The sequence below is a fragment of the Ruegeria sp. H9 genome (genome assembly GCF_056532915.1).
Genome location: NZ_JBQFNX010000004.1, coordinates 278,759 through 296,139 on the forward strand (window position 1 = coordinate 278,759; position 17,381 = coordinate 296,139).

Annotated in this window: 15 protein-coding genes; 9 read left to right on the plus strand and 6 right to left on the minus strand. The window is 57.5% G+C overall.

Translation table 11 applies throughout. The annotated features are described in order from the left end of the window. Window positions 1-52: 52 nt before the first annotated feature. Genes ACR0CZ_RS17355 through ACR0CZ_RS17375 form a run of 5 tightly spaced genes read left to right on the plus strand, consistent with a single transcriptional unit; the run spans window position 53 to window position 6,593 of the window. Window positions 53-1,873 (plus strand): ABC transporter ATP-binding protein, encoded by a 1,821-nt coding sequence (locus ACR0CZ_RS17355; protein WP_170397103.1) that lies wholly within the window; start codon window positions 53-55, stop codon window positions 1,871-1,873. Window positions 1,874-1,878: 5 nt separating this feature from the next. After that, window positions 1,879-3,045: an acetylornithine deacetylase gene (gene argE / locus ACR0CZ_RS17360; RefSeq protein WP_170397101.1), complete on the plus strand. Its 1,167-nt coding sequence runs from the start codon at window positions 1,879-1,881 to the stop codon at window positions 3,043-3,045. Between the two features lie 22 nt (window positions 3,046-3,067). After that, entirely contained in the window at window positions 3,068-4,234 is a 1,167-nt protein-coding gene (locus tag ACR0CZ_RS17365) for a M20 aminoacylase family protein (RefSeq protein ID WP_170397099.1), read from the plus strand. 14 nt (window positions 4,235-4,248) lie between these two features. Next, window positions 4,249-5,412, plus strand: a complete 1,164-nt coding sequence (locus tag ACR0CZ_RS17370; protein WP_170397097.1) for a M20 aminoacylase family protein — start codon at window positions 4,249-4,251, stop codon at window positions 5,410-5,412. A 17-nt stretch (window positions 5,413-5,429) separates the two neighbouring features. Continuing rightward, complete coding sequence (locus ACR0CZ_RS17375) at window positions 5,430-6,593, plus strand: M20 aminoacylase family protein (protein WP_170397095.1); 1,164 nt, start codon at window positions 5,430-5,432, stop codon at window positions 6,591-6,593. 74 nt (window positions 6,594-6,667) lie between these two features. On the opposite strand, the gene ACR0CZ_RS17380 is transcribed toward ACR0CZ_RS17375, so the two are convergent. Further along, on the minus strand, window positions 6,668-7,966 hold the full coding sequence (locus tag ACR0CZ_RS17380) for a 3-deoxy-D-manno-octulosonic acid transferase (RefSeq protein WP_170397093.1): 1,299 nt from the start codon (window positions 7,964-7,966) through the stop codon (window positions 6,668-6,670). Window position 7,967: 1 nt separating this feature from the next. Then, window positions 7,968-8,975: a GTP 3',8-cyclase MoaA gene (gene moaA, locus ACR0CZ_RS17385; RefSeq protein ID WP_170404063.1), complete on the minus strand. Its 1,008-nt coding sequence runs from the start codon at window positions 8,973-8,975 to the stop codon at window positions 7,968-7,970. A gap of 91 nt (window positions 8,976-9,066) precedes the next feature. Between moaA and ACR0CZ_RS17390 the strand changes: the two genes are divergently transcribed. Further along, on the plus strand, window positions 9,067-9,480 hold the full coding sequence (locus ACR0CZ_RS17390; RefSeq protein ID WP_170397089.1) for a hypothetical protein: 414 nt from the start codon (window positions 9,067-9,069) through the stop codon (window positions 9,478-9,480). Here ACR0CZ_RS17390 and ACR0CZ_RS17395 read toward each other — a convergent pair. From ACR0CZ_RS17395 to glmU, 3 genes are read right to left on the minus strand one after another with little or no spacing between them, the layout of a single operon-like run. Next, the gene (locus ACR0CZ_RS17395; RefSeq protein ID WP_170397087.1) at window positions 9,468-10,151 is read right to left on the minus strand and encodes a DNA alkylation repair protein; all 684 of its coding nucleotides are present in this window, start codon (window positions 10,149-10,151) and stop codon (window positions 9,468-9,470) included. The genes ACR0CZ_RS17390 and ACR0CZ_RS17395 overlap by 13 nt on opposite strands. 6 nt (window positions 10,152-10,157) lie before the next feature. Further along, window positions 10,158-11,981: a glutamine--fructose-6-phosphate transaminase (isomerizing) gene (gene glmS, locus ACR0CZ_RS17400; protein ID WP_170397085.1), complete on the minus strand. Its 1,824-nt coding sequence runs from the start codon at window positions 11,979-11,981 to the stop codon at window positions 10,158-10,160. 3 nt (window positions 11,982-11,984) lie between these two features. Then, a complete protein-coding gene (glmU, locus tag ACR0CZ_RS17405; RefSeq protein WP_170397083.1) occupies window positions 11,985-13,337 on the minus strand; it encodes a bifunctional UDP-N-acetylglucosamine diphosphorylase/glucosamine-1-phosphate N-acetyltransferase GlmU in 1,353 nt (450 codons plus the stop codon). Window positions 13,338-13,471: 134 nt separating this feature from the next. Here glmU and ACR0CZ_RS17410 point away from each other — a divergent pair, with 134 nt between their 5' ends. The 3 genes from ACR0CZ_RS17410 (at window position 13,472) to ACR0CZ_RS17420 (ending at window position 16,700) form a co-directional block, all read left to right on the plus strand. Next, the gene (locus tag ACR0CZ_RS17410; RefSeq protein WP_170397081.1) at window positions 13,472-14,143 is read left to right on the plus strand and encodes an HAD-IA family hydrolase; all 672 of its coding nucleotides are present in this window, start codon (window positions 13,472-13,474) and stop codon (window positions 14,141-14,143) included. Window positions 14,144-14,182: 39 nt separating this feature from the next. Continuing rightward, window positions 14,183-15,373, plus strand: coding sequence for a DegT/DnrJ/EryC1/StrS family aminotransferase (locus ACR0CZ_RS17415; protein WP_170397079.1), 1,191 nt, complete (start codon window positions 14,183-14,185; stop codon window positions 15,371-15,373). 163 nt (window positions 15,374-15,536) lie between these two features. Then, the gene (locus ACR0CZ_RS17420) at window positions 15,537-16,700 is read left to right on the plus strand and encodes an isovaleryl-CoA dehydrogenase (RefSeq protein ID WP_170397077.1); all 1,164 of its coding nucleotides are present in this window, start codon (window positions 15,537-15,539) and stop codon (window positions 16,698-16,700) included. Between the two features lie 47 nt (window positions 16,701-16,747). On the opposite strand, the gene ACR0CZ_RS17425 is transcribed toward ACR0CZ_RS17420, so the two are convergent. After that, the gene (locus ACR0CZ_RS17425; protein ID WP_170397075.1) at window positions 16,748-17,353 is read right to left on the minus strand and encodes an OmpW family outer membrane protein; all 606 of its coding nucleotides are present in this window, start codon (window positions 17,351-17,353) and stop codon (window positions 16,748-16,750) included. Window positions 17,354-17,381 lie beyond the last annotated feature (28 nt).

Here is a 17,381-nt window from a genome sequence, read left to right on the forward strand (position 1 = left end):
CCGCCTTAGCGTTTGGCACCCAATCCGAAAAGCCGCCAAGGGGAGAGCGCGCGTGCTGGATCAGCCAATTGCCCAGATCAAAAAACTACGGGTCGAATTTCAAACTAAAGATGGCCCAGTGGTGGGCGTCGAGGACGTCTCGTTCGAGGTCAACCCAGGCGAAACCGTCTGTATCGTGGGCGAATCGGGGTCGGGCAAATCAGTCTCATCTCTATCGCTGATGCGCTTGGTCGAGTTCGGCGGCGGTGAAATTGCTGGCGGGCAACTGCTTTTCGATCGCCGCGGCGGCGAGGAAATGGATCTGTCCCACGCCGATCAAGATCTGATGAAGCAGATTCGCGGAAATGAGATCGGAATGATCTTTCAGGAGCCGATGACGGCCTTGAACCCGGTTTTCACCGTCGGACGGCAGCTCACCGAAGGATTGCGAATCCACAAGGACATGAACAAAGCGCAGGCCGAAGAGCGCGCGCTGGAATTATTGCGTCAGGTGCGCATCCCCGAGCCCGAGCGACGTTTGAAGCAATATCCGCATGAACTGTCCGGTGGCATGCGCCAGCGTGTGGTGATCGCCATGGCCATGGCGTGTGAGCCTCGCCTGCTGATTGCGGATGAACCCACTACTGCATTGGATGTGACCATCCAGGCCGAGATTCTGGCGCTGATGGACCGCCTCAAACGCGAGACCGGAACGGCGGTGATGTTTATCACCCATGACATGGCTGTGGTCGCGCAGATGGCGGACCGCGTGGTGGTTATGTTCCGCGGCAACAAGGTCGAGGAAGGCACCGTCAAAGAAATCTTCGAAAACCCGCAGCACGATTACACCAAGGCGTTGCTGGCGGCGGTTCCGAAATTGGGCGAGATGCAGGGTAAAGCCGCGCCCGAGCCAATGAAACTGCTGGGTGAGGAAGGCCAGAAGATCGCTCCGATCCCGGGTACGAACGAAGTGTTGCTGACGGTCAAGAACCTGACCACGCGATTTGCGGTGAAAGGCGGATTGCTGCGCCGGACCATCTCGAACGTGCATGCAGTCGAAGATGTCTCGTTCACGCTGAACCGGGGGCAGACTCTCAGCCTCGTTGGCGAATCTGGGTGTGGCAAGTCGTCGGCAGGGCGCTCGATCCTGCGATTGGTGGAGCCGATGGCGGGTGAGGTTGATCTGGACGGTGTCGACATCATGAAGCTGGACCAGGCCGGCCTGCGCAAAGCGCGGCTGGACATGCAGATGATCTTTCAGGATCCGTTCGCCTCGCTGAACCCGCAGATGCAATTGGTTGATCAGGTCGCCGAACCGATGCGGAACTATGGGGTTGCGTCGGGGTCAGAACTGCAGGACCGCGTGGCGCAACTGTTCGACAAAGTGCAACTGCCGCGCAGCTTCATGCGCCGCTTCCCACATGAGATGTCGGGTGGTCAGCGGCAACGGATTGCGATTGCGCGAGCACTGGCGCTGAATCCCAAGCTAATCATCGCGGATGAGGCCGTTTCGGCGCTGGACGTCTCGGTTCAGGCGCAGGTGCTGAACCTGATGATGGAGCTGCAGTCCGAGCTTGGCCTCAGCTATCTGTTCATCAGCCATGACATGGCGGTGGTCGAGAGGGTCAGTCACCATGTCGGTGTGATGTATCTGGGCCGCATTGTCGAACTGGGCCCGCGTGCTCGGGTTTTTGAGAACCCACAGCACCCTTATACGCAGGCACTGATGAAGGCGGTACCAATTGCCGACCCGAACAAGCGCAAGTCGGAAAAAGACTTGAACTTCAAACCGATCCCGTCGCCAATTCATCCGATTGGATACGCGCCCGAACCCTCGCAATACAACGAGGTTGAACCGGGCCATTTTGTTTTGACCACTGACAGCGGATATTGACCCTCATGGCTGAGCGCCTGTCTCCGCTAGAGATCATGACTAAGCTGATCTCATTCCCGACTGTCAGTCGCGATACGAATTTACCGCTGGTGGATTGGGTCGAGGCGTATCTGCAAAGCCACGGGATCGAACCGCATCGTTGGCCTGATCCGGATCAGCCGCATAAGGCGGCTCTGTTCGCGCATGTCGGCCCGTGGGAAGAGGGCGCGATTGTCCTATCGGGTCACACTGATGTTGTTCCCATCGATGGCCAGCCTTGGGACACCGATCCATTTGTCGTGACCGAGAAAGATGGCAAGTATTTCGGGCGTGGCACCTGCGACATGAAGGGCTTTGACGCGCTGGCGATCTGGGCCTTGGTCGAGGCGCATCACGCTGACACCAAACGCCCCCTGCAACTGGCGTTGAGCTTTGATGAAGAGGTTGGCTGCACCGGCGCGCCGCCGATGATCGCCCACATGCAGGAGGTTCTGCCCAAAGGATCAGCCGTGATTGTGGGCGAGCCGTCGATGATGCAGGCCGTCACCGGCCATAAGGGCGGGTTTGGCTTTGACACGCATGTGGTGGGGTTCGAAGTTCACAGCTCAATCATGCACACAGGCGTCAATGCGATCATGGAGGCCGCGCCGCTGATCAATTGGGCCAATGATCGGAACGCCGAGAATATGGCGGCGCAACCTTCAGACATTGCGTCAGTGTTCGATCCGCCTTGGACTACCTGCCATGTTGGTATGATCGAAGGCGGAACCGCGCATAATATCACTGCCAAAGACTGTCGCTTCATGATGGATTTCCGCACCGTTCCGGACGATGAAAAATCGGTCTGGCAGAAGGCCTATTTCGATAAGGTTCGTGAAGTCGAGGCGCGGATGCAAGCGGTTCATCCCGACGCCCGGATCGAGCTGTCCGAGCATTTTTCGATCCCAGGTCTTGTGCCTGAAGAAGATGGCGAGGCCGAGACGCTGGTGCGCGCGCTCACCGGTGACAATGCGACACATGTGGTAAGCTATGGCACTGAGGCGGGGCAGTTTCAGGAAGCCGGTTATTCCGCTGTTATCTGCGGCCCAGGTGATATCGCGCAGGCCCATCAGCCGAATGAGTTCATTACGATTTCTCAATTCAACGCAGGTCAAAAATTTATGGAGCGTCTGGTAAAGAGGCTCTGCGAATAACATCTCAAAGGAGAGGTTAAAGATGCCCGTCAAGAACCGGCTCGCCGAAATGCATGGCGAGATCACCAAATGGCGTCGTCACCTGCATATGCATCCCGAGCTGATGTATGATGTTGAGGAAACGGCAGGGTTTGTGGTCGACCGACTGAAGGAGTTCGGTGTGGATGAGATCACGCCCGGCATCGGCAAGACTGGCGTGGTTGCCGTCATCAAGGGACGTCAGGATACGCTAGGCCGTGTTATCGGGCTGCGTGCCGACATGGATGCGCTGCCCATAGAAGAGGCGACGGGACTGGACTATGCTTCGACCGTTTCTGGTAAGATGCATGCCTGTGGTCATGACGGTCATACCTCGATGCTGTTGGGCGCCGCGCAGTATCTGGCCGAGACGAGGAATTTTGACGGTACCGTTGTGTTGATTTTCCAGCCTGCCGAAGAAGGCGGGGCAGGTGGTCTGGCCATGTGTCAGGACGGGCTGATGGAGCGCTGGGGTATTCAAGAAGTCTATGGCATGCACAACATGCCTGGGATGCCGGTTGGTGAGTTTGCCATTCGACCAGGCGCATTGCTGGCTTCTTCGGATGAATTCGAAATTGTTGTAACGGGTAAAGGCGGTCATGCTGCCGCCCCGCATGAGGCGCTAGATACAACGCTGATTGCGTCGCACATTGTTGTAGCTTTGCAATCTGTGGTGTCGCGTACCGTGGATCCTATCAAAAGGGTGGTGCTGACCGTCGGGACCTTTGAAACCGATAGTGTGGCCTCGAATGTGATTGCCCATACGGTGCGGTTGCGGGGAACTGTTCGTACACTTGACCCAGAATATCGAAAGGTCGCTGAAGAACGCGTGCGCCGGATCGCCGAGGACACTGCCTCGGCCTTTGGAGCTTCGGCTAAGATGACGTGGACACCGGGCTATCCGGTGACGGTGAATTCGGACGATGAAACCATCTATGCTGCTGAGGCCGCGCAGGCCGTGGCAGGCAAGGTCAATGACAGCACCGATCCAATTATGCCGTCAGAAGATTTTGCTTACATGCTTGAAGAACGGCCCGGAGCCTACATCTTTATCGGAAACGGGGACACGGCCATGTGCCATCACCCAGAATACAACTTCGACGACGACGCCATTCCCGCCGGTTGCAGCTGGTTTGCCGAGCTGGTGGAACGACGATTACCCGTCGCCTGATTTGGGAGGATCAGATGCCAATCAAGAACCGACTTGCCGAAATGCACGAAGAAATCACCGGTTGGCGGCGGGATATTCATCAACACCCTGAGATCCTCTATGACACCCACCGCACCAGCGCCTTGGTGGCTGAAAAGCTGAAAGAGTTCGGTTGCGATGAGGTTGTGACGGGCATTGGCCGCACCGGTGTCGTTGGCGTCATCAAGGGCAAGACCGACACGCAGGGTCGTGTGATCGGCCTGCGTGCCGATATGGACGCGCTGCCGATGCAGGAGCAGACGGGCCTTGATTATGCCTCGAAAACCGATGGCGCCATGCATGCCTGTGGCCATGATGGCCATACGGCGATGGTGTTGGGCGCGGCGAAATACTTGTCTGAGACGCGGAACTTCGACGGCACGGCCATTGTGATTTTCCAACCAGCGGAAGAAGGTGGCAATGGGGCCGAGGCGATGTGCAAAGACGGTCTGATGGATCGGTTCGGCATTCAGGAAGTCTATGCCATGCACAATGTGCCAGGTGTGCCGACAGGGCAGTTCGCGATCCGGTCTGGCCCGCTGCTGGCGGCTGCGGATGAGTTCGACATTCATCTGGAAGGTCGAGGCGGCCACGCGGCGAAACCGCATGAAACAATTGATACTACAGTGATGTTGTCGCAACTGATCGTGGCCTTGCAGACCATCGTGTCGCGTAACGCGGACCCTATTTTACAGGCGGTTCTGTCTGTGACTTCGGTCGAGACCTCATCCAAAGCGTTCAATGTGATCCCTCAATCGGCGCAGGTGCGCGGTACTGTACGAACGCATTCGAACGAAATGCGCGACCTGATCGAGACGCGGCTAAGCGAGGTGGCTGAGGGTATTGCTGAAACCTTCGGTGGCACTGTCAAAGTCTCATACACGCGTGGAGTTCCGGTGACGATCAACGCCGAAGAACAGACGGAATTTGCCGCTGAGGCCGCCATTTCCGTAGGTGGCAGCTGTGATGAAGCGCCCATGGTGATGGGCGGCGAAGATTTCTCGTTCATGCTGGAAGAACGCCCCGGAGCGTTCATCGTGCTGGGCAATGGCGACAGCGCCGGGCTGCACCACCCTGAATACAATTTTAACGATGAGATCATCCCGATGGGATGCTCATGGTTTGCCGAAATGGTCGAGCGCCGGATGCCGGCGGCTTGAATTAGGAGAGAGAAGACATGCCAGTTAAGAACCGCTTTGCCGAATTGCAGGCCGAAATCACCGAATGGCGACGGGATATTCATGAAAACCCCGAAATTCTGTTTGAAACCCACCGCACCAGTGCTTTGGTCGCGGACAAACTGAAAGAGTTCGGCTGCGACGAGGTCGCCACCGGGATCGGTCGCACCGGGGTTGTCGGTGTGATCAAGGGCAAATCAGACTCGAGTGGCAAAGTCATCGGTCTGCGTGCTGATATGGATGCGCTGCCGATTCACGAGGCGACGGGGTTGGATTACGCCTCGAAAAACGATGGGGCGATGCATGCTTGTGGCCATGATGGACATACGGCGATGCTGCTCGGGGCGGCGAAATACCTTTCGGAAACGCGTAATTTTGACGGCACTGTAGTGGTCATCTTCCAGCCCGCTGAAGAAGGTGGCGGCGGTGGTCGCGAAATGTGCGAAGACGGCATGATGGCGCGCTGGAACATTCAGGAAGTCTACGGCATGCACAACTGGCCGGGCCGTCCGGTCGGCAGCTTCTCGATCCGTCCGGGTTCGTTCTTTGCCGCGACCGATCAGTTCGACATCACCTTTGAAGGACGCGGTGGCCACGCCGCGAAACCGCAAGAGACCGTGGATACAACCGTGATGACGGCGCAGGCCGTGTTGGCGTTGCAGACGATTGCCTCGCGCAATGCCGACCCGATCGATCAGGTCGTGGTGTCTGTGACATCGTTCGAGACATCCTCGAAGGCGTTTAACGTGATCCCGCAGACGGTGCAGATCAAAGGCACCGTACGCACCATGAGCAAAGAGATGCGCGATCTTGCCGAGAAACGGATCAACGAGATTTGCGCAGGAGTTGCAGCGACCTTTGGTGGCACGGCGGATGTGACCTACATTCGTGGCTATCCGGTGATGGTGAACAGTGACGAGCAGACCGATTTCGCGGCCGAGGTGGCGAAATCGGTCTCGGGCAGCTGTGACGAGGCGCCCCTTGTCATGGGGGGTGAGGATTTTGCCTTTATGCTCGAAGAGCGTCCGGGGGCTTATATTCTGGTGGGCAATGGAGATACGGCCATGGTTCATCATCCCGAGTATAATTTCAACGACGAGGCCATTCCTGCCGGGTGTAGTTGGTGGGCCGAGATTGTTGAGCAGCGGATGCCTGCTGCTTGATGGGAAGGGTGGGGGCTCTGCCCCACCCCCCCCGAGGTATTTTTAGCCTGATGAAGAGGGATCGGTGTGTTTTGTCAGCCGAGAGACAGGCGGGAGCAGAGCGTTTCGATCACCGCATCCAACGCCGAACTCTGTGTTTTCACGCAGGCATCGGCCGCCATTCGAGCGGTGTGCAGTTCGGCTTTGTCCGACAGCCAGAGGGTGACAGCATCTGACAATGCGTTGGCCGAGTTGATCCGGACGGCGCCGCCCGTTTTGATGAGCGGCTCAAATGTCTCGGCAAAATTGAAATAACCAGGGCCGGTGATCACCGCAGCCCCCGCCTGAACCGGTTCGAACGGGTTATGGCCGCCGATCTCTTTCAGCGATCCCCCTAGGAAAACGATGGGGCAGAGGGCGTACCAGGTTCCGGTTTCACCCAATGTATCCGCGACATAGACCTGTAGGTCTGATGTTATCTGTTGGTCAGCGCTGCGTCGTGCATGCGAAAGACCAGCATCGCTCACCAATTTAGCAACGTCGTCTCCACGCTCCGGATGGCGAGGGATCAGCAGCAATAGCAGGTCGGGCCAGCGCTGTAGCAACGCTTTGTGGGCTGCCAGAACCGTTTCTTCTTCCCCTGCATGGGTCGAACTGGCAATCCATAGCGGGCGACCATCTATCTGCGCTTGGGTTTTGGTCAGGACATCCTGATTTACGGGCAGCGGGTCAGACATGGCCTTGAGGTTGGTGCCGGGCTGTACGCGATCCGCGTCGGCACCAATTGCGATCAGATTAGCGGCGGTTTTGTCGTTCTGGGTCAGAAATACCTTGAAATGATCCAGAATGAAGCGCGCAGTGTTCGGGCGCTTGTTCCAACTATCCACTGATTTGTCAGATAGCCGGGCATTCAAGAGCGCCAGTGGCGTGCCGCGATTTGCGGCCTCTACGATCAGCCGGGGCCAGATTTCACTTTCTACAAAGATGCCTGCATCGGGTTTCCAGTGGTCCAGAAACTCGCGCACCGGAGCGGCGCTGTCCAATGGCGGATATTGGTGGCGCGTCCGGGCAGGCAAGCGCTTAGCAATCAACGTCGCCGAGGTCGGGGTGCCTGAGGTGATGAGAAACTCAGCATTCGGCAGGCGCTGCCCCAGACAGTTGATCAGGCTTAGAACCGATAGGCTTTCACCCACACTGGCCGCGTGAAACCAGATCAGCTGCCCATCTGGGCGCGGCAAACTGGCATGGCCAAGCCGTTCTTGCTGGCGGCTTTCGGGAACACCCGCAGCGTGCAGTTTGTTGCGTACTTTTCGCCAAATCAGGGGTTCGGCAATAGATATGAGACCGCAGTACAGTTTGTACAGCAGCGTTGGCTGCGCGGGTGTGCCGGGCATCTCAGCCGCCCGTATGACTCATGTGGCGGCTCATCTGACCGTCGACGGCTTGCCGGGAATAGTCGAAATCATGGCCCTTGGGCTTGAGGTTGATGGCTGCACGGATCGCGTCTTCCAACGGTTTCTCGGTATCGGGATGATCGCGCAGGGGTGCGCGCAGATCAGCCATATCTTCCTGGCCAAGGCACATGTAGATCTCACCAGTGCAGGTCAGGCGCACGCGGTTGCAGCTTTCGCAGAAGTTATGGCTGAGTGGCGTTATGAAACCGATCTTTTGTCCGGTCTCCTCAAGCCTGACATACCGCGCCGGACCACCTGTCCGTTCGGCCAGATCAGTGACCGTATAGTGGTTCTGGTATTCCTTGCGGACGTCCTTGAGCGACCAATACTGATCCAGCCGGTCTTCGTTGCCTATGTCGCCCATGGGCATCACCTCGATCCAGGTCAGATCCATATCACGTTCGGCACACCATTCGGTGATCTTGGGTAGCTCGGGCTCGTTGAACCCTTTCAGAGCGACAGCGTTGATCTTGATCCGCAGGCCAGCCTTCTGCGCTGCGTCAATGCCGTTCAGCACCTGTTTCAGGCGGCCCCATCGGGTGACCTTGGCAAATTTGTCTTCATCCAGCGTATCGAGCGATACATTCACGCGCCGCACGCCCGCTGCGTAAAGATCATCCGCAAATCGGTGCAATTGTGATCCGTTGGTTGTCAGCGTCAGCTCCTTCAGGGCGCCGCTGTCCAGATGTCGGGTCATGCTGTTGAAGAATGACATGATGTTTCGCCTAACCAGTGGTTCGCCCCCGGTGATGCGCAATTTCTCGACGCCCAAATTGACGAAAGTCGTGCACATACGATCCAACTCTTCCAGAGTCAGAAGGTCTTTTTTGGGAAGAAACTTCATATCTTCGGACATGCAGTAGACGCAGCGGAAATCGCAGCGATCCGTAACGGAGACGCGAAGATAGGTGATGGCGCGGGCAAACGGGTCTATAAGCGGAGCTGTCATGGCTCATAGGTAAAGCGGAGGCATGTTCGCGGCAAGTGCCATCTGCGTTTTGGACTGGTACAGTTAGGCGCAGCGCTCTAGGTTTTGTGTTATGAAATATGCTTTGGTTTTAGCTTTTAGCCTCGTTGCCGGTTGCGATGCCGTTCGGTCCACGACGGATCGGGTGTTCGGAAGTTCATCCAACGAGACGGCGGCTGAACCCGTTACAGCAGAGGCGACGGAGGTAACTCCTGAACCTGTGGCTGCCGCAGGGTGGTCTGGCGCCAAAACGACCGTTGCCGGGCTGGGCGATCCCAACACATCGGGGCGCTGGTTGCAGACGCCTCTGGTACAAACTGAAATCAACGGCCGCGTGGTTGTGCCGCGCACGGGTGCGCAGGCCTATGTCACGCTTGTTCCCGCACCAGGCCCCGAAGGCGGTGGCGGACGGCTGTCGCTTGAAGCCATGCGCGCGTTGTTGGTGCCATATGACGAGTTGGTGGAACTGGAAGTCTATTCCGACTGAGCGCGCAGGTATTTCCCAGCCTCTTTGCGGGCAAAGGGTTTCATGTTTGCGCCGTGCGTTTCCAGAAACGCGACTACGCGCCCTGGATCATGCTTTGACAATTCGCGCAGCCACCATGCGATGGCCTTCTGGATGAACCATTCCCGATCGGAGACATACGTGGCAGCCCAGCCGAGTATACGGTCGCGGCATGCCAGGTCTTTCGGTTTGGGATGGTTCTGTTTGGTCCAGGGCAAGGTGGCGACCAGCGCGGCGCGTTTGGTCCACATGTGGCCCGACGTGGTCCAACGTTCGACCTGATCCAGCCGGGTTGGATCAGCCGAAAGACGCTTTTGCATCGCCATACAGGCATGATCGGCCACGGCCCAGGCGTCAAAATCCGGTAGCCAGCTTTGCAGCAGGTCCCACACCGCGTCATCCGGTCGGATACGGGCTTGGGTCAGCAGCTTTGCTGCCGCGACCCGCGCTTCATGAATGTTGGTCTGCCATAAGCCATCGGCGACAGCGATGCGGTCGATGACTTCAAGTTCGCGCCGCCAAGCCTTGGTCAGATCGTTCAGAACCGGGTTCGGAACACCCAGATAGGGGCGGTCTACCTTGTGATAGGCCGCCACCTGTTCTGCGCGTTCAGGATCGGCATGGGCTTTGATCTGATCCAGATAGGCCTGCATCTGCCGTCACTCGACCGTGACGGATTTTGCCAGATTGCGGGGCTGATCCACATCTGTGCCTTTGGCCACCGCCGTGTGGTAGGCCAGCAATTGCGCGGGCACCGAATAGAGAATCGGGGCAAGGCTGGCGTGCACATGTGGCATACGGATCGTACTCCAAACTCCATCTTCTGCCTCAGCGATACCGTCATCATCCGAGACAAGGATAACCTTGCCTTTGCGCGCCATCACCTCCTGCATGTTCGAAACTGTCTTGTCGAAAACTGCGTCGCGTGGTGCCATGACGACAACCGGCATATGCTTGTCGATCAGGGCGATGGGGCCGTGCTTCAACTCACCCGAGGCATAGCCTTCGGCGTGGATATAGCTGATTTCCTTGAGTTTCAGCGCGCCTTCCATCGCCAGCGGGTACATGAGGCCACGGCCCAGGAACAGCACGTCGCGCGCTTCGGACAGGCGTTGGGCGGATTGGCGAATAGCGTCGTTCTGATCCAGCGCAGCATTCAGAACAGTCGGCAAACCGCGAAGGGCGGCCGCGTGATCGGCGATCTCTTCATCGCTAAGCGTGCCTCGATCTGCAGCGGCCTTGAGGGCAAGCATCAGCAACACGCTAAGCTGACAGGTGAACGCCTTGGTCGAGGCAACACCGATCTCGACGCCCGCATGGATCGGCAACGCCACATCGCTTTCGCGCGCAATCGAGCTTTCCGCGACATTCACGACCGAGACAATCTTGTCCGCCTTGCCTTCGCAATAGCGCAAGGCAGCAAGCGTGTCGGCGGTTTCGCCCGACTGGCTTACAAACAGCGCCAACGTCCGGTCCGAGATTGGAGGCTCACGATAGCGGAACTCGCTGGCGATATCGACTTCAACCGGCATCTTGGCCAACTGCTCGAACCAATATTTTGCCGTCAGGCAGGCATAGAATGCGGTGCCGCAAGCCACCATGGTCAGACGGTCCAGTTTGGTGAAATCCAGATCGTCACCGGGCAACACCACCTGATCGCCTTCGGTCGGAAGATACGAGCGGATCGCCTCGGCCACCACGACAGGCTGCTCGGCAATTTCCTTGGCCATATAGTGCTTGTGGCCACCTTTGTCGGCACGGGTTTGATCGATTTGAATTCGCCGGACTTCGCGGTTGGCCAGCTCACCCGTTTCGGTTCGAATCTCAAGCGAAGTGCGGGTCAGAACCGCCCGATCGCCTTCCTCAAGATAGGAGATGCGATCCGTCAGGGGGGCCAGCGCGATCGCATCAGACCCAACAAACATCTCACCATCGCCGTGACCAATTGCAAGGGGCGAGCCCTTGCGCGCCGCAACAATCAGGTCTTCTTGACCGTCGAACAGAAAGGCGAGCGCAAAGGCGCCCTTAAGCCGATCAATGGTTTTAAACGCGGCGTCGACCGGAGAGAGACCTTCGGACATGTACCTTTCCGTCATCAGGGCAACGGTTTCAGTGTCGGTATCCGTCACGAAACCGACCCCATTATCGGCCAGTTCAGCCCGCAATTCACGATAGTTTTCAACGATGCCGTTGTGCACTACGGCGACAGGCCCGGCCTTGTGCGGATGTGCATTGTTAACCGATGGGGCACCATGGGTGGCCCAGCGGGTATGACCGATACCGGATTTACCCGGAAGGGGGTTGTGAACCAGAAGGTCGCTTAGGTTCACCAACTTGCCGACGGCCCGTCGGCGGCCCAAAGCGCCATCGTTCACGGTCGCAATACCGGCGCTGTCATAACCGCGATACTCAAGCCGCTTCAGTGCTTCGACCAGGATAGGGGCAGCTTCGTGACTGCCCAGAACACCAACAATTCCACACATAACTCAGGCTCCTTTGTCGCGGCGAGCCTTCTTCGCCTTCAACATTTCAAACAATTTACGCGCATAGCCGGGTTTGTTTTCCTGCTTAGAACGCGCCACGGCTAGTGCGTCTGGCTCAATATCCTTGGTCACTACGGTCCCCGTGGCGGTCATTGAGCCATCACCCAGAGTGACCGGGGCCACCAGCATCGTGTTCGATCCGATGAACACGTTTTCCCCGATGGTCGTTTTATGCTTCATCACGCCGTCATAGTTGCAGGTGATGGTTCCCGCACCAATATTTGTCGCCGCCCCGACTGAGGCATCGCCAATATAGCTGAGGTGATTCACCTTAGCGCCTTCGGCGATTTCGGCGTTCTTGATCTCGACAAAGTTGCCAATTTTGGCGTTTTCAGCCAGCTCTGTTCCCGGACGCAGCCGGGCATAGGGTCCTACCACCGAACCTCGGCTGACATGGCAGCCTTCGAGATGTGAAAACGCCCGGATCGTTGCGCCGCTTTCCACGGTCACTCCGGGGCCGAAAACCACATTGGGTTCAATGACAGTGTCGCGGCCAATGACGGTATCTGCGGCCAGATACACGGTTTCAGGGGCCATCAGAGTGACCCCCAGATCCAGCAATGCAGACCGTGCTTGCACCTGAAACACCGCATCAGCCGCCGCCAGATCAACGCGCGAATTAATACCCAGCGTCTGAGCTTCGTCGCAGGCAACTGCAGTTACGGTCAGCCCTTGGCTGCGGGCGATCTCGACTACGTCAGTCAGATAGTATTCACCCGAGGCGTTGTCATTGCCAACGGCATCGATCAGCGAGAACAAGGTTTCGGAATCGCATGCCAAAAGTCCTGAGTTACAGAAGGTTATAGTGCGTTCTTCATCTGTGGCATCCTTGAATTCGACGATCCGCTCCAAGGCGTCCCCGTTCATCACAAGGCGGCCATAACGGGCGGGGTCTGCAGCTTCGAATCCAAGAATGACCAGATCGTTTTTTGCGCGCGCTTCGATCATCCGCTGCAGGGTGTCGGGCTGTAGAAACGGGGTGTCACCATAGAGGACGACCACATCCCCCTGAAAGCCCTCCAGCGCTGCACGCGCCTGCGCAACCGCGTGGGCGGTGCCAAGTTGTTCTTCCTGCACCGCAATGCTGGCGTTTTCATCTTCGGCTTCAGCCACACGCGCGACTGCTTCCGCACCGTGGCCGGTAACAATCACCGTGCGCTCGGGCGACAGGACAGCACCGGCGCGCATGGCGTGAACCAGCATTGGGGCCTGAGCGATCGGATGCAGGACTTTGGGAATATCAGAGTTCATCCTTGTGCCTTTTCCGGCGGCAAGAATGACAAGGGCAGTGCTCATGAAATCGTTTTCTCTTTTGTTTTGTCGCCGCCCGTTTTATCCGCTGTGGGCAAAGGCGCAAGCGGTTCAGCCATCAAAGAAGATTGCCGTTTGCAACACGACATGGCGGAATCCCGCCGGTTCAGGAGGTGAGCATGCGAACGGTAATCTTTGATCTGGATGGAACTTTGGCGGATACATCTGGTGATTTGCTGGCCGCTGCAAACCATTGTTTTCGCGAGATGGGTCATGGGGATGTTCTGTCGCCCGAGCTTGATGCGGCGGTATCGGTACGCGGTGCACGCTTGATGTTGTCCCATGGATTGAAGCGGGTCGGCGCCTATGATGCGGATGTTGTCGAAGCCTATTATCCGGTCTTTTTGGACGTCTATGGGCAGGCGATCGATACGCATACCTATTTCTATCCCGGTGCGCTTGAAGCCGTCGAAGCACTGAAAGAGGCAGGTTATGGCGTGGGGATTTGCACCAACAAGCCCGAAGGCCTGGCTGATTTGCTGCTGACCCGGATGGGTGTCCGTGATCACTTTGCTTCACTGATCGGTGCAGACACATTACCGGTGCGGAAACCCGACCCTGAACCGTTACGCGAAGCAGCGCGTCGCGCCGGAGGGCACCCTGACCACTGCGTATTGATCGGCGACTCAGATACCGACCGAAATACGGCGCGGGCTGCCGGAGTGCCGTCGGTACTGGTGACATTCGGCCCGTCGGGCGATGAGATGGCTGCGCTGGAGCCCGAGGCGTTGTTGCATCATTTTGATGATTTACCGAAACTGGTCTCCGATTTGATCGGAGCGGCGGCCTGATCCCTTGACCCGCTTAACACTCAGCATAAAAACGGATTCATGACTGAGACATTCACAGGTAATTTCACCCAGCAAGAACCCATTCCCGAAGAGGCGATCGAGGCCGCCTTGGCCGTTTTGCGCCATGGTCGTTTGCACCGCTACAATGTTGCCCCTGGCGAGTTGAGCGAGACGGCTTTGTTGGAGCAGGAATTCGCCGCCCAGATGGGGGCGAAATACTGTCTGGCAGTCTCGTCGGGTGGCTACGCTCTGGCCACTGCGTTGCGTGGGGTGGGGGTCAAGCCGGGCGATCCGGTTCTGACCAACGCGTTCACTCTGGCGCCGGTGCCGGGGGCGATTGCGTCGGTAAGCGCAAAGCCGGTCTTTGTTGGTGTGACCGAAGCCCTGACCATCGATCTGGATGATCTTGAGGCCAAGCTGGATCAGTCGAAAGTACTAATGCTTAGCCACATGCGAGGGCATCTGTGCGATATGGATCGGCTGATGCAGATGTGCGACGCCGCCGGCGTGATCGTGATCGAGGATTGTGCGCATACCATGGGTGCGGCATGGCGCGGACAACTGTCTGGGCGGCAGGGGGCCATTGGATGTTACTCGTGCCAGACCTACAAACACGTAAATTCGGGCGAGGGCGGGCTATTGATCACGGATGATCCGAAGCTGGCGGCCAAGGCAACGATGCTCTCTGGCTCATATATGCTGTATGAACGCCATCTGGCCGCGCCTGGGCCGGAGGTGTTCGAGCAGATCAAGTACACAACCCCCAATGTCTCGGGTCGGATGGATAATTTGCGTGCAGCGATCTTACGTCCGCAGTTGCGTGATCTTGATCGGCAGGTGCAGCGTTGGAATGAACGTTATTTTGAGATTGAGCATGGCCTGCGTGAAACACCGGGTTTGACGATGGTGGAGCGGCCTGATGCTGAGACCTATGTCGGTTCATCGATACAATTCCTGTTGCTGGACTGGACGCCCGCGCGCATTGCCGAGGTAATCCAGCGTTGCGCCGCGCGCGGGGTCGAACTGAAGTGGTTCGGGGGGGCTGAACCGTCGGGCTTTACCTCACGCTATGACAGTTGGCGTTATGCCGACAGCGCCCCGATGCCGGTCAGTGATCGGATATTGGCAGGGATCATGGATATGCGCGTTCCACTGACCTTTTCGCTGGAAGATTGTGCCCAAATTGCGCGCATTATCCGGGCTGAAGTCAGCGCTGTCTATCAGTTATAGTCCAGCGGAGTGCGCTTTCAGCGCACGCTCGATTTATCTGAAAACGCCGCCCCTTGCCGGGCGGCGTTTTGCGTTGGCCTGCGTGTCGTCATTGACCAGAGGAGGAAACGCTGCTATCTGATTATTGAACGCTTGTTCATTAATGCAATCGGAGGAGCCCTGCATGTTTATGGCCACAATGCAATTCGATCTGGGCGAGGACGTGAACGCCCTGCGTGAGATGGTGCACCGCTGGGCTCAGGAACGGGTCAAACCGATGGCGGCCGAGATCGACGCGTCCAATGCCTTTCCGAATGAGCTGTGGAAAGAAATGGGTGAGCTTGGTTTGTTGGGCGTCACAGTCCCTGAAGAATATGGCGGGGCCGGTATGTCCTATCTGGCGCATACGGTGGCAGTTGAGGAAGTGGCGCGCGCCTCGGCCTCGGTATCTTTGTCATATGGGGCGCATTCGAACTTGTGCGTGAACCAGATCAAGCTGAACGGAACGGATGAGCAGAAGAAAAAATATCTGCCCCGTCTGATTTCGGGTGAGCATGTCGGGGCGTTGGCTATGTCCGAGCCCTCGGCTGGGTCGGATGTGGTTTCCATGAAGCTACGTGCAGAAAAGCGAAACGATCACTATCGGCTGAATGGCAACAAATACTGGATCACTAACGGGCCGGATGCAGACACTCTGGTCGTCTATGCCAAGACCGATCCGGACGCCGGGTCAAAGGGGATCACGGCTTTTCTGATCGAGAAAGAGATGACCGGGTTTTCGACTTCGCCTCATTTCGACAAGCTTGGCATGCGCGGCTCGAACACCGCTGAGTTGATCTTTGAAGATGTTGAAGTGCCGTTCGAGAATGTTCTGGGCGAAGAAGGGCGGGGTGTAGCCGTTCTGATGTCCGGTCTGGACTATGAGCGTGTGGTTCTTGCGGGAATTGGAACCGGGATCATGGCCGCCTGCTTGGATGAAGTGATGCCCTATCTGGCCGAGCGTAAGCAGTTCGGAAAACCGATCGGGAGCTTCCAGCTCATGCAAGGCAAGATCGCGGATATGTACACAGCCATGAATTCGGCGCGGGCCTATGTCTACGAAGTTGCCAAGGCATGCGACCGCGGGGATGTAACCCGTCAGGATGCTGCAGCGTGCTGCCTATATGCCTCGGAACAGGCGATGGTGCAGGCGCATCAGGCCGTTCAGGCGTTGGGTGGTGCCGGTTTCCTGTCGGATTCGCCGGTCAGCCGAATTTTCCGCGATGCAAAGCTGATGGAAATCGGCGCGGGCACCAGCGAAATCCGCCGCATGCTGATTGGGCGCGAAATGATGAACGAGATGTTGTGACGGAAAACCCCGCAGTTCATTGAACCACGGGGCTTTTTGCGATTGGATCAGAAACGATGAACGTAGGACAGACCAATCAGGAAGGGATCAATCTCGGCGGTGCCGATGTCGTTGCCGTCAAGTTTGACGTCCGAGTCGATGTCGAACCAGCGCACGTTCAGACGCACCGCGCCTTTTTCCGTGACCATGTAATCCAGACCGGCCTGCAGAGAAACGCCGAAGGAGTTGTCCAGATCGAGATCGCCCAAAGGCGAGTCTTCCTCGAAGAAGATGGTGTAGTTCAGACCAGCGCCGACATAGGGCTTCCACCCGCTATTGGTCGGGAAGTGATAGTTCAGCGACAGAGTAGGCGGAAGATGCTTGACGCTGCCCGCGTCAACGCTGCCACCGAGAGTGACGTCATGCTTGTAGGGGGTCGAGGCCAAGAGCTCGATCCCGAGATTGTCCTGAACGAAGTATTCGACGGTGAAAATCGGACGGGTGTCCGAGTCGATTTCGGCGTCGAACCCGGCCAGAGTTCCATTGTCGGATTTGGGGTCCAGATAGCCGACACCAACACCGACAGTCCAATCGCCCTGGGATTGGGCGAAGGCTGGGGCAGCCAGAGCGACAAGTGCGGTAGAAAGGGTCAAAGCGGCGAGTTTCTTTGTCATATTCGTGCCTTTGCTTGCGTTGATGCCG